The 12,018-nt window shown below is 38.0% G+C and carries 12 protein-coding genes; 7 read left to right on the top strand and 5 right to left on the bottom strand.

Annotated features, from left to right (window positions below; translation table 11 throughout):
* Positions 1–25 precede the first annotated feature (25 nt).
* Together ptsP and R8923_RS12265 are read right to left on the bottom strand one after the other, a co-directional pair.
* Positions 26–1,744: a phosphoenolpyruvate--protein phosphotransferase gene (gene ptsP / locus R8923_RS12260; RefSeq protein ID WP_485873043.1), complete on the bottom strand. Its 1,719-nt coding sequence runs from the start codon at positions 1,742–1,744 to the stop codon at positions 26–28.
* Positions 1,744–2,010 (bottom strand): phosphocarrier protein HPr, encoded by a 267-nt coding sequence (locus tag R8923_RS12265; protein ID WP_007472257.1) that lies wholly within the window; start codon positions 2,008–2,010, stop codon positions 1,744–1,746. The genes ptsP and R8923_RS12265 overlap by 1 nt, the downstream gene beginning before the upstream one ends.
* A 377-nt stretch (positions 2,011–2,387) precedes the next feature.
* Here R8923_RS12265 and R8923_RS12270 point away from each other — a divergent pair, with 377 nt between their 5' ends.
* Positions 2,388–2,594: a YkvS family protein gene (locus R8923_RS12270; protein WP_485873080.1), complete on the top strand. Its 207-nt coding sequence runs from the start codon at positions 2,388–2,390 to the stop codon at positions 2,592–2,594.
* A 75-nt stretch (positions 2,595–2,669) separates the two neighbouring features.
* Positions 2,670–4,148, top strand: a complete 1,479-nt coding sequence (locus tag R8923_RS12275; RefSeq protein ID WP_485873044.1) for a phytoene desaturase family protein — start codon at positions 2,670–2,672, stop codon at positions 4,146–4,148.
* 2 nt (positions 4,149–4,150) lie between these two features.
* Here the strand turns inward: R8923_RS12275 and R8923_RS12280 are convergent, their stop codons facing one another.
* Positions 4,151–4,948: a DUF422 domain-containing protein gene (locus R8923_RS12280; RefSeq protein WP_485873045.1), complete on the bottom strand. Its 798-nt coding sequence runs from the start codon at positions 4,946–4,948 to the stop codon at positions 4,151–4,153.
* Between the two features lie 152 nt (positions 4,949–5,100).
* Between R8923_RS12280 and R8923_RS12285 the strand changes: the two genes are divergently transcribed.
* Positions 5,101–5,712 (top strand): CPBP family intramembrane glutamic endopeptidase, encoded by a 612-nt coding sequence (locus R8923_RS12285; RefSeq protein WP_485873046.1) that lies wholly within the window; start codon positions 5,101–5,103, stop codon positions 5,710–5,712.
* A gap of 435 nt (positions 5,713–6,147) precedes the next feature.
* Positions 6,148–8,301: an ATP-dependent Clp protease ATP-binding subunit gene (locus tag R8923_RS12290; protein ID WP_485873047.1), complete on the top strand. Its 2,154-nt coding sequence runs from the start codon at positions 6,148–6,150 to the stop codon at positions 8,299–8,301.
* Between the two features lie 46 nt (positions 8,302–8,347).
* Here the strand turns inward: R8923_RS12290 and R8923_RS12295 are convergent, their stop codons facing one another.
* A complete protein-coding gene (locus tag R8923_RS12295; RefSeq protein WP_485873048.1) occupies positions 8,348–8,830 on the bottom strand; it encodes a methylated-DNA--[protein]-cysteine S-methyltransferase in 483 nt (160 codons plus the stop codon).
* A gap of 123 nt (positions 8,831–8,953) precedes the next feature.
* Here R8923_RS12295 and R8923_RS12300 point away from each other — a divergent pair, with 123 nt between their 5' ends.
* The 3 genes from R8923_RS12300 to R8923_RS12310 all read left to right on the top strand — a co-directional run bounded on the left by R8923_RS12300 (position 8,954) and on the right by R8923_RS12310 (position 11,638).
* Complete coding sequence (locus tag R8923_RS12300) at positions 8,954–10,003, top strand: acyltransferase family protein (RefSeq protein WP_485873049.1); 1,050 nt, start codon at positions 8,954–8,956, stop codon at positions 10,001–10,003.
* Between the two features lie 28 nt (positions 10,004–10,031).
* Positions 10,032–10,406, top strand: a complete 375-nt coding sequence (locus R8923_RS12305) for a DUF4064 domain-containing protein (RefSeq protein ID WP_485873050.1) — start codon at positions 10,032–10,034, stop codon at positions 10,404–10,406.
* Positions 10,407–10,492: 86 nt separating this feature from the next.
* Positions 10,493–11,638, top strand: coding sequence for a VanZ family protein (locus R8923_RS12310; protein WP_485873051.1), 1,146 nt, complete (start codon positions 10,493–10,495; stop codon positions 11,636–11,638).
* Between the two features lie 59 nt (positions 11,639–11,697).
* Here the strand turns inward: R8923_RS12310 and R8923_RS12315 are convergent, their stop codons facing one another.
* Positions 11,698–11,973 carry a hypothetical protein gene (locus R8923_RS12315; protein WP_485873052.1) on the bottom strand — a complete coding sequence of 92 codons (276 nt, stop codon included), beginning with the start codon at positions 11,971–11,973 and terminating at the stop codon, positions 11,698–11,700.
* Positions 11,974–12,018 lie beyond the last annotated feature (45 nt).

The following is a 12,018-nucleotide window of genomic DNA, read 5'->3' on the forward strand; positions in this document are numbered from 1 at the left end:
CTCGCTTCTAGTTTCTTCGATCCGCTTATTCAGCTGTATATTTTTCAACTAGCTCAACAACTTCTTCGGCTGTTGCTTTGTTTAGTGCCTCATCAGCAAGTTTCACCATTTCAGTTTGGTCAAGACGTTTGATAAGAGAACGAGATTTCAAGATACTTGAAGCACTCATTGAGAACTCATCAAGTCCTAAGCCAAGTAATAATGGAATTGCTGTTTGATCCCCAGCCATTTCTCCGCACATACCAGTCCATTTGCCTTCTTTATGAGAAGCATCGATCACGTTTTTAACTAAACGTAAGATAGATGGATTATAGGGTTGGTATAAATAAGAAACGCGTTCGTTCATACGGTCTGCCGCCATCGTGTACTGAATTAAATCATTTGTACCAATGGAGAAGAAATCAACTTCCTTAGCAAATTGATCCGCAATGACTGCTGCCGCTGGAATTTCAATCATAATACCTAATTCAATGTTTTCATTCACATCAGTTCCAGCCGCTACTAGTTTTTGTTTTTCATCAAGTAAAATCGCTTTTGCTTGACGGAACTCGCCAACTGTTGCAATCATTGGGAACATGATTTTCAGTTTACCGTGTACGCTTGCACGAAGTAACGCGCGAAGTTGCGTACGGAACAAATCTTCATTTGCAAAACAAAGACGAATAGCACGGAAACCTAAGAATGGATTCATCTCCTCAGGTAATTCTAAATATGGAAGTGTTTTATCTCCGCCAATGTCCAGTGTACGAACAACAACAGATTTCCCTTCCATACCTTCAAGAACCGCTTTATAAGCTTCATACTGTTCTTCTTCAGTTGGGAAGTTATCACGACCCATGTAAAGAAATTCTGTACGGTATAAGCCTACTGCTTCGCCGCCATTTGCTACAACGCCCTCTAAATCATTAGGCGTTCCAATATTGGCAGCTAGTTCCACATGTTTACCATCTTTAGAAATCGTTTCTTCATTTTTAAGTTTCTCCCACTCTGCTTTTTGAGCTGCAAAGTCAGATTGAACTTTTTTATAATGAGCAACTTGTTCTTCAGTCGGATTCACAATTACATTTCCTTCTAAACCATCAATGATGATTAACTCACCTTCAGCAGTATCAGCCGTAACTTCTTTTGTTCCAACAACAGCTGGAATTTCAAGAGAACGCGCCATAATTGCAGAGTGAGAAGTACGACCGCCAATATCAGTGACAAAGCCTTTAACAAAGTTACGGTCTAATTGAGCCGTATCAGAAGGCGTTAAATCACTTGCTACGACAACCACTTCTTCATCGATTAAAGCAGGGTTTGGAATCGTCACGCCTAATAAGTGCGACAAGACACGTTTTCTAACGTCACGAATATCTGCCGCACGTTCACGCATATATTCATTATCCATCGATTCAAACATCGTAATGAACATATCCGTAGTTTCTTGAAGTGCTGCCTCAGCATTTGTTTTTGTAGATTTAATACTTTCTTCAATTGGCCCAACAAGTTCTGGGTCATTAAGAACAAGTAGATGTGCATCAAAAATTTGAGCTTTATCTTCACCTAAACTTTTCGCCGCTTGCTCACGAATTTTTGAAAGTTCAGATTTAGAAACATCTACTGCGCTTTGAAAACGTTTAACTTCGCTTTCTGCGTCAGCCACTTCAGATTTCTCGAAAGAAAGATCCGGTTCAACGAGCAGATAAGCTTTCGCAATGGCAATCCCATCAGATGCTGCGATCCCTTTCAACTCTTTTACCATTATTCAGCCAAGCCTTCTTTCTTAAGTACCTCAGTTAAACCTTCGATAGCTTCTTTTTCGTCGCTACCTTCTGCATGGATAGTAATATCAGCACCTTTTCCGATACCTAAAGACATAACACCCATGATAGATTTAAGGTTTACTTTTTTGCCTGTATATTCAATTTGAATATCAGAGCTGTATTTACTTGCAGCTTGCACCAACAAAGTTGCTGGACGTGCGTGAATTCCTGTCTCATCAATTACTACAAAACTTGCTTGTTCCATAATTACATTCTCCTTTGTAAAGAAATTTATTGTGACCTTTTTCACCAAAATGATTTCTCAGCAAAAAAGGCTATCCCTCAATTAAAAAGAGTACCATGTTTTTGCATCGGTTACAACCATTTCTTGATATTTTTGGCGTAAAAAAATCGCTACCCTTTTATTTTAGCTGAATTCCTCTTGAAACGCAATTTTCCAGTAGTTCTTGCTATTCAATTGGGATACCGCACAACTCTCTTTTTAGACCTCGTAATGCGGTTTTTTCAACTATTCAATTTTAAAAAATAGTCCGAGAAACCGTATTATTTGCAATTATTGTGAATTTAGTGCAAACTTAAAGTTAATTTAATAAGTGAAGAACTTGTTTGCACCTCAAACGCATGGGAGTGATAAAGATGGCTAAAGTAAATGTTGGCGATATTATTGAGTTTAAAGATGGACTCACAGGAATTGTAGAGAAAATCAATGAGAACTCAGTTATTGTTGATTTAACCTATATGGAAAACTTTAACGACCTCGGCATCGAAGAAAAAACCGTTGTCAATCACAAAAATTACAAAATTATTCACTCGTCTAAAGAAGATTAAAAAAGTGGCGCATTAAAACCGGATTCTCGGTTGGCGCTTTTTTAATGCCAAAAATAAAACTGGAGCTGACAAACTATGAAAAAAGAAAAAATTGCCATCATAGGTGCCGGACCAGGCGGATTAGCAGCTGGCATGCGCCTCTCTTCCGCTGGCTACGAAGTCGATATTTATGAAAAGAATGCTTTTATTGGCGGACGAACTAGTCGACTTACATTAGGTGATTATAAATTTGATATCGGCCCCTCGGCCATTACAATGCCCCACACCTTGACCGCCCTCTTTATGGAAGCTGGTCGTAATTTAGAAGATTATGTCACACTCATTCCAATTGACCCATTATATAAGCTTTTCTTCAGCAACAATCAAACATTCTCACCCTTTCACAACCAAGTTCAAACCATTGAAGAATTAAATAAAAACTTTCCTAATAATGAAGAAAACTATATTCACTACATGAATGAAAATGCGAAAAAGTCACTGTATCTCGCACCGCTAATGATGTCAAGCCTTGCCTCACTTTGGGACTACTTTAAGCCAACTATGATACGCGCACTACCAAGCCTTTCTTTAGGACGCAATTTGGCGGATGAAACTTCGCGTTTTTTCAATGATGAAAATTTGCGACTCGCCTTCTCATTCCAAGTTCGCAATATGGGCATGAGCCCATCTACAACACCAGGCATGTATAGCATCATCCCGTTCTCCGAATTTTATTATGGTCTCTATCACCCAGTCGGCGGACACAGCCAACTTTTTAAAGCCATTTCAGATGTCATTACCGAATATGGTGGACGTATCCATTTAAATGCGGAAGTGGACCATTTTTCATTTCAAAAAAAACAAATTGATGGTTTTACACTTAAAAACGGTGAACACATTCAAGCGGATAAATATATTATCAATACCGACTACGCCTATACGATGACTGAACTCATGCATGACGTGGCACCACCTAAAAATCTCAAAAAGAAAAAGTCTTCTACAAGCGCATTTATGATTTACTTGGGACTTGATAAAACTTTCCCTTTGGCGCATCAATCCGTTATTTTTCCCGAAAATTATAAGCAATATGAAAATGAACTAGTCCATTTAAAAACTTTATCAGAGGATTTTGTCGTCTATGTCGTGAATCCTTCCGTTTCTGACACAACGATGGCACCAATTGGACACACGGCTCTTCGAATTATGGTTCTCGTTCCAAATAATGAAAGCCACATCAATTGGGAGAAGGAACGCTCCGCTTTCGAACAAAAAGTGTTTTCCGTTGTTAAAAAACGGCTTAATATTCCTGAATTAGAGGAGCATATTGTCGAAAAGAAAGTGCTCACGCCAAAAGAATGGGAAAAAGATTTTCATCTTTATCAAGGTGCGATTCACGGTCTAGTCCGGAATTTTAGTCAGACTGGCTTGCGGCACCCCGCACATCGCCTGCAAAAAAGGTTTCCCAATTTATTCGTCGTCGGCACAAGCGCACATCCTGGAACGACTCTACCTTATATTATTGAAAGCGCCAATTTTGTTACCGGACAAATCAAAAAAACGAAAACGCGATAAAATCACGTTTTCGTTTTTTTTGATGTGAAATCTGGTTTTGTTTCCAAGCTCAAGTAATAGCAAACAGTAAAAATCACATTGGCAATTAATCCTACCGTTATCGTCGCCCAAAGATCCGCATATAGTGACAAAAAAATGAAGAAAGCTAAAATAATCCAATAGACGACAACCATTTCTGATTTCAAATCAGGGTATTTCAAATTTTCCCACCGATTCGTCAAGCTTAAAATAAAGTAAATCATCAAATGTAAAATTAATCCTAGCAAAAACCAATCCGTAATGTCCGACAATTGTAAAATTGTTAAACCATTTCCAAGAAAAGGCAATTGTTTGACCTGTGTGGAAATTGGCTCGACAATCACTTCAAAAACCATCACCATTGTAGCCGCAATCACAGCATACATGCCGCCACGAAGCCAATCAATATTGACTTTCAGCGTGATTTCACGTGCGATAACATGAGTCCCCACAATTAATCCTATCCAAACGAAGCCAAATGTAACAGGTATCCCTTTTATCATAAAGCCATAATTAAAGGCATACACATCATCCGCAAAACTTAGTTGCATCCATTCAATACATGTTGTAACTGCAAAAATCAAAATAGTAATGGCTGTACCGAGCCCTTTCCCGTACTGAACGATTAAAAATACCATCGCAAAAATCCCAGTAAATATGAGAAAGATGGAATGTACACCCGTTATTTTTGAAGGTAAGACACCTAATGAAATGAGTAAAATGCTTCCTAAAAACCAGAAAATATATAGCCACAATAGAAATTTATAGTTTTTTTCTAACACATTAACACTCCTCTATTGCTAAAAAACAAAATCTTTGTTTTATTATAACAAAAATTGCAGATAAAAGCCGTTTAAAATATGTTTTGTTGCGAAATAAGTCTTTTTCGATTAAAGTATGGTATAGAAAAGAATTTTTAAGAGGTGTTTTTGTATTGAGAAGCAACAGAATAGATTTCAAACTAATTATCGGGCTTCTGCTTTCAGCTATCCTGATTTTCATTACATACCAATTCACAAAAAGTTTCTGGTATATGTACGGAGCAAGCATGTTATTTCTACTTAGCTTTTGTATTTTCAATGTTGATTTAAGAAAACAATTTTCCATATTTAAAGGGATTTTACCCGCTGTTTTCTCAGCTATTCTTTTATATCTTATTTTTTACATTGGCGCATTTATTTTTAAATTTTTACCTTTTGGTTTAAATGCTGCCGTACATAGTGCGTTTAATAAATACGCAACAGATAATTGGCTTATTTGGATTTTACTCGTTATCGCCATCGTCCCCGGCGAAGAAATATTTTGGCGCGGTTTCGTTTTAAAACGATTACTAGACTCTTATGCGACTTGGTTCGCCTTACTCATTTCAGCAATTTTACCAGCACTCTTTGTCACTTTTAGCGGTAATATTGCCATGGTAATTGCCATTTTCGTTGCCTCCCTTTTTTGGGGTGCACTATATATTTGGCGTCCAAGTTTACTCATGTTATACATGTCGCATCTACTGTTTGCTTTTTTACTACTCGCTGCACTCCCTATCTACTAAGCATCCCCTCAGGGTGCTTTCAGACTGCTGACAAACGGCAATCTTCGTCGTTAAAGCCTCCGTTCCGATGCGCTCCGCATAACTTCTCACATGGTCAGGCAAACTACGCCTTCCCTGTTTTCAGTCATCACGTACTCGAGTACGCTCCACTTCGGTACTCAGCTTTGCCTAGAATCTCACCATTTGTCAGCAGTCTGATTTTCCGTGAGTCGTTTTGTTTTGTGTAACTTTAAGTTTTTCTTCAAGCTATAAGCATCCCCTCAGGGTGCTTTTTATTTTATCTCCTGCTAACTTTTTATTAGCAAATAATAAAAAATATAAGCAAAAAGCTTGAAAGTCAAAATTAGTCAGTGTATACTATGAACATAAGGTCAAATATAGTCAAAGTCAGTTGACCTGAATTGATTCTTATTGTTAAAAGGAGGAAATCAATTTATGTTATGTCAAAATTGTAATCAAAATGATGCACGAATTCAACTTTATATGAATGTAAATGGAAAGCGCGTGACAATGCCACTTTGCGATTCTTGTTATGCCACTCTTAAAAATAATCAAACAAACCTCATGCAAAATGGGGCTTCGCCGTTCGATGACTTTTTCCGTCAAATTAGCGGAAATATGAATCAAAACGGGGCAAATGCCCAAAGAGAAAGTCAAGTTCAAACAGAAACTAGGCAGGGCGGATCAGGCTTACTGGATGAATTTGGGACAAACCTTTCGCAAATGGCAAAAGACGGGAAATTAGATCCAGTGATTGGTCGTGACGAGGAAATCAAACGGACAATTGAAATTTTAAACCGCCGCAATAAAAATAACCCTGTTTTAATTGGTGAACCAGGCGTTGGTAAAACGGCTGTTGTAGAAGGACTTGCAAGAGCGATAGCGAAAGGCGCTGTCCCAAACAAACTTTTAGACAAAGAAGTAATCTTACTTGATGTGGCTTCGCTCGTTTCTGGTACGGGCATTCGCGGACAGTTTGAGGAACGCATGAAACAACTTATCGCAGAGCTTTCTGCGCGTAAAAACACAATTTTATTTATTGACGAAGTGCACACCATAGTTGGCGCGGGTTCTGCTGAGGGCTCGATGGATGCTGGCAACATTTTAAAACCAGCTCTTGCTCGTGGTGAACTTCAAATGATTGGTGCGACAACGCTAAACGAATATCGTAAAATTGAAAAAGACGCCGCACTTGAACGGAGATTTCAACCCGTGACGGTGGATGAGCCAAGCACAAGCGCAACACTCACCATTTTGGAAGGCTTAAGAGAAAACTACGAAAACTTTCATGAAGTCGTTTATTCGGATGAAAGCTTAGAAGCGGCAGTAACGCTTAGCGCGCGCTATATCCAAGACCGGCACTTGCCGGATAAGGCTATCGACTTAATGGATGAAGTAGGCTCGAGATACAATTTAACGATTGAAAAATTAGACGAGAAAACAGTAACAGAACGACTTAATCGTCTTGAAGCAAAAAAAGATGCAGCTTTACAAAAAGAAGACTACGAAGAAGCCGCTAAAATTCGTGATGAAATTATGCGACTTTCAGAAAATAAAATGCAAGTTGGTATTTCAGAACGGCCTGTTATTCAGGCATCAGATATTCAGGCGCTGATTGAAGAAAAAACAGGCATTCCAGTCGGTCGTCTCGAACATGACGAGAAGTCGAAGTTGAAAGACTTGGAAGCTCATTTAAACAAAAAAGTAATCGGTCAACAAGATGCAGTGAAGAAAATAACGAAAGCGATTCGTCGTGGCCGGGTTGGGTTGAAGCAAAAAAATCGCCCAATTGGTTCTTTCTTATTTGTTGGCCCGACTGGGGTCGGCAAAACCGAGCTCGGACGTTCGCTTGCAAATGAACTTTTCGGTTCAGAGGATGCGATGATTCGTCTCGACATGTCCGAATTCATGGAAAAACACAGCGTTTCAAAACTTATCGGTTCGCCTCCAGGCTACGTTGGTCATGAGGAAGCTGGTCAGCTCACTGAAAAAATCCGTCGCAATCCGTATAGCATTTTACTTCTTGATGAAATGGAAAAAGCGCATCCTGATGTTCAGCATATGTTCCTTCAAATTTTAGAAGATGGCCGCTTGACGGACTCACAAGGAAGAACTGTGAGCTTTAAAGATACAGTCATCATCATGACAAGTAATGCAGGTAGTGGTACGAAAGAAGCTGCTGTTGGATTTAACCATGCGAGTGATAAACTCGAAAAAGGTAGCGACCTTTTAGATCGTCTTGGCTATTATTTCAAACCAGAATTCCTAAACCGACTCGATAATGTAATCGAATTTAATAGCCTTACAAAAGATGACCTCATGCAAATTGTTAGCCTAATGTTGCAAGATTTAAATGATATGTTGCAAACACAAAACATGCAAATTAGCGTACCGGACGAAGTGAAAGCAAAATTAATCGACCTTGGGTACGATGCAAAATTTGGTGCTCGTCCACTAAGAAGAACTATCCAAGAACACCTTGAAGACCCAATTGCTGATGTGCTTATCGATCAGCCGAGTGGATCTGAACTCGTTGCCGCACTTGATGAAAATGGTGCTATCACAATTGGAACAAAAGTAACAGCTTAGCGCAAAAAAGGAAATCCCCCTTTACGTGAAGGTGGGATTTCCTTTTTTATGCCCAAAAATCAGGTTTATGGTTCATCTCAAACTCTAACAGCCAAATTTTTTTTGCATAATCCGCACCATTATATCCACCAAGTTGCCCGCCTTCTTGTACGACGCGGTGACAAGGAATAATAATTGGAAGTGGATTTTTCCGGTTAGCCTGCCCAACTGCGCGCACAGAAGATTCATTTTGGATGCGACGTGCTACTTCTTTATACGACCAAAAATCACCATACGGAATTTCAGTGAGCGCTTTATAAACAGACTGTTCAAACGCTGTGCCGCTTAATTTAACGTTTACTTGAAATCGTTGTAACTTTCCTGAAAAATAATCCGTGAGTTCTGTTTCTAGCTGCTGCATCACGCGTTTTTCCTCTTTAGTGCCACTTTCAGCTTGAACTTTTTCATCGTAAGAAATCTTAATCACATGGCTATCTTTAGCGGTTAAATATAATAATCCAATTGGTGCTTTAAAAATACTTTTTTCCATAAATCCGCCCTCCTTTGTAATATCAAAACAATAATTTGTTAGTATTTTGTCGGTTTATTGTTACAGCAGTATGGGAAAATAGCAATAGACTTTTTATGTAGAAAGGACCGCGTGATGAAATTTATGGATACTATAAAAAAAAGTAAACCACGGGATTATTATTTCGACAACGCCAAATTCATTTTAATTTTTCTTGTTGTTTTTGGTCACCTCTTACAAACTTTTGTTGCTGAATATGCAAGTGTACGTGTATTATACATCTTTATTTACACTTTTCATATGCCAGCCTTTATTTTAATATCAGGTTATTTTGCAAAAGGCTTTAAAAAACCAGGATATTTCATGAAAACGATGAAAAAACTTATTTTGCCTTACGTCTTTTTCCAACTTATTTATTCCATTTTTTACTATTATTTGCTTGGTCAAGACAGTATCTCGCTCACTTTGCTTGACCCTGAATGGTCACTTTGGTTTTTGCTTAGTTTATTTTTTTGGAACATATTTTTATATGGCTTTACAAAATTAAAACCAAACATAAGCATCACTTTAGCCATTTTAATCGGCCTTATTGCCGGCTATTTTGACATGATTGATGGTTATTTAAGCTTATCGCGTACATTTGTCTTCTTCCCGTTCTTTTTAGTCGGTTTTTTCCTACAAAAAGAACATTTTCAAAAGCTACAAACACGCTCTGCACGCATTATCAGCAGTTTTATTATTGTGAGCATCCTAGCTTTCATTATTTCTAACCCAGAGCTGAATGAAAACTGGTTTTTAGGTTCCAAGCCTTATGCTAGTTTTGTTGACGTTAAAACGTTTGGACTCCTCATTAGATGCGCGATTTACGGTATTAGTTTTCTTTCTATTGCCGCGTTCCTTACTTTTGTTCCTAAAAAGCGATTATTCTTTACAAAATGGGGTAAAAATACTTTATACGTGTACCTTCTGCATGGCTTCTTTATCAAATCATTTCGGGAAGGAAGCTTACCAGATTCGAGCTACACGTTAAAAACATTTGTCCTCTTGTTGGCCATCTCATTCGGCTTAACTGTTATTCTATCGAGCAACATTGTCACCACGTTCGTTCAACCGATTATTGAACTTCGAATGAATCGACTCAAAACCGCTTTTTTTAGATTAAAAGAAAAAATATTGCCTAGTGAGGGGTATTAACAATTGGAACGTCTAAGGAGGAATAGACATGGCAAATCGCAAACCTGAATTTATTCTTGGTCTTATTGGGTCAATTATCGGATTAGGGGTCGGTATTTGGATTATTAACTACGGAGAAGAAATTACAGCTTATATTCAAACATTTACGTATTTATCTGGTACACTTGGAGATAGTGTTGCACAACTTGGTTGGATTACATTAATCGCTTCTGCTGTTGCACTTATTGGAACATTATTTATTGGAAAAGCGCCTAGAAGTTGGGGCGTCATTATTTTCCTGATTGGTTTAGCTTTATTTTTCGTCATTGGAACATCTTGGGTAGTATCTGGTATTTTACTCATGTTGACGGGACTCATGGGTATGTTCAGACGCCCAGTGCCAAAATCTTGGAATGCTAAATAATAAAATCTATCTATCACAGGCGGAAGATAAACGACGAAATATCGTTTGTTCTTCGCCTGTTTTAACATTTTAAAGGGGAAGCCGTCATGACATATTTATTTCCAGTTAAAGTTGCACTTATCCTTTTTCCATTTTTAAGTGTGTTCCTAACTATACCATTCGCCATTTATTCTTACCGAAAATTTGGCAGTATTACATTTATGCGTATTTTTGTCTTATTTACATTTATTTTCTATCTCATGGCCGCTTTTTTCATGACCATCTTACCACTTCCAGATATGGCAGAAGTCGCAAATTCGAAAGCACCTACGCCGCAACTCATTCCGTTTCACTTTATTGTCGATTTCATAAATCAAACGGTGCTTTCTATCACCAACCCGTCTACTTATTTGCCAGCACTAACGCAAGACGTATTTCTTCAACCTTTATTTAACGTTTTCCTACTTCTACCGCTTGGCGTCTATTTGCGCTATTATTTTCGGTTTTCAATTGGTAAAACGACACTAATTGCCTTTCTCCTCTCCTTCTTTTTTGAGATCACTCAATTAACCGGCCTATTTTTCCTTTACCCACACGCTTACCGCCTGTTTGATGTGGACGATCTCCTCTTGAATACACTCGGAGGACTCATCGGCTATGCTCTCGCCCCACTCTTTACGTTCTTTTTACCTTCTCGGGAAAAAATGGACCAAAAAAGTAGTGCGCGTAGTGAACGCGTCAGTTTCGTTAGAAGGTTTTTGGCTACCTTTATTGACTGGTTCCTTTTAAATGTTACGACAGGGCTTTTAACGTGGCTACACTTGTTACCTTTTTCTGAAATCAGCTCTTCAGGTGCCGACTATTACAAAAAAATAATGTGGCAAATCCTTCTTATTTTCCTCTATTTCATCGTTTTGCCAAGTTTAACAAACGGCTTGACAGTTGGAAAATGGATTGTACATATTCGCATTGTGCGCATCGGTGAAAGCCGTGTTAAGTTAAAGCACCTTCTCGTTAGGTACGGACTACTTTATTATGTAGTTGGCGGACTTATTCTAATTCCACTTAACGAGCAAATTCCAAAAATCACCACACCTGAGCTTACACTCGTTTTATTCGCTATTTCTGCTACAACCACTCTTTTATTCGCTATTCATATTAGTGCTAACTTTTTTGCCAAAGATAAGCGCTTATTCTATGAAAAAATGAGCCGTACAACGGAAGTCAGCACTTACCGACCGAAGCCAATTTAAAAAGTCGTTTTGCACATTGCAAAACGACTTTTTTTAAATCAACCTGTAATGATTTTCTCTTAAAGTAATTCCAGTATTTCTTCTATTAATTTAAGCGCATCCATTTCTAAAGCAATCGCAAGTTTTTTTATATTTTGTATAGAAGGAACATTTTTACCAGTTTCATAATTCATCAGTGTCTTCTCACTTATCCATTCCTTATTATCGAAGTATTTCTCACTCCTATCATCAATAAATCTTTGGCGCGATCTCGGAATATCCGAAAGTTGTTTCCTATATTTTTTTATTAAATATCCTATTTCTTTATTCTGATTTTCTACTTTTCTATTAGTCATGCTTAAGATTATACCATAAAAAAGAACTTAGGTTCCTTTTTTAAA

This window comes from Listeria tempestatis (assembly GCF_963575625.1).
Taxonomy (GTDB): Bacteria; Bacillota; Bacilli; order Lactobacillales; family Listeriaceae; genus Listeria; species Listeria tempestatis.

Bases quoted from the DNA above. Each gene is read 5' to 3' on its own strand.
- ptsP (WP_485873043.1), bottom strand. From the start codon at position 1,744: ATGGTAAAAGAGTTGAAAGGGATCGCAGCATCTGATGGGATTGCCATT.
- R8923_RS12265 (WP_007472257.1), bottom strand. From the start codon at position 2,010: ATGGAACAAGCAAGTTTTGTAGTAATTGATGAGACAGGAATTCACGCA.
- R8923_RS12270 (WP_485873080.1), top strand. From the start codon at position 2,388: ATGGGAGTGATAAAGATGGCTAAAGTAAATGTTGGCGATATTATTGAG.
- R8923_RS12275 (WP_485873044.1), top strand. From the start codon at position 2,670: ATGAAAAAAGAAAAAATTGCCATCATAGGTGCCGGACCAGGCGGATTA.
- R8923_RS12290 (WP_485873047.1), top strand. From the start codon at position 6,148: ATGTTATGTCAAAATTGTAATCAAAATGATGCACGAATTCAACTTTAT.
- R8923_RS12295 (WP_485873048.1), bottom strand. From the start codon at position 8,830: ATGGAAAAAAGTATTTTTAAAGCACCAATTGGATTATTATATTTAACC.
- R8923_RS12300 (WP_485873049.1), top strand. From the start codon at position 8,954: ATGGATACTATAAAAAAAAGTAAACCACGGGATTATTATTTCGACAAC.
- R8923_RS12305 (WP_485873050.1), top strand. From the start codon at position 10,032: ATGGCAAATCGCAAACCTGAATTTATTCTTGGTCTTATTGGGTCAATT.
- R8923_RS12310 (WP_485873051.1), top strand. From the start codon at position 10,493: ATGACATATTTATTTCCAGTTAAAGTTGCACTTATCCTTTTTCCATTT.
- R8923_RS12315 (WP_485873052.1), bottom strand. From the start codon at position 11,973: ATGACTAATAGAAAAGTAGAAAATCAGAATAAAGAAATAGGATATTTA.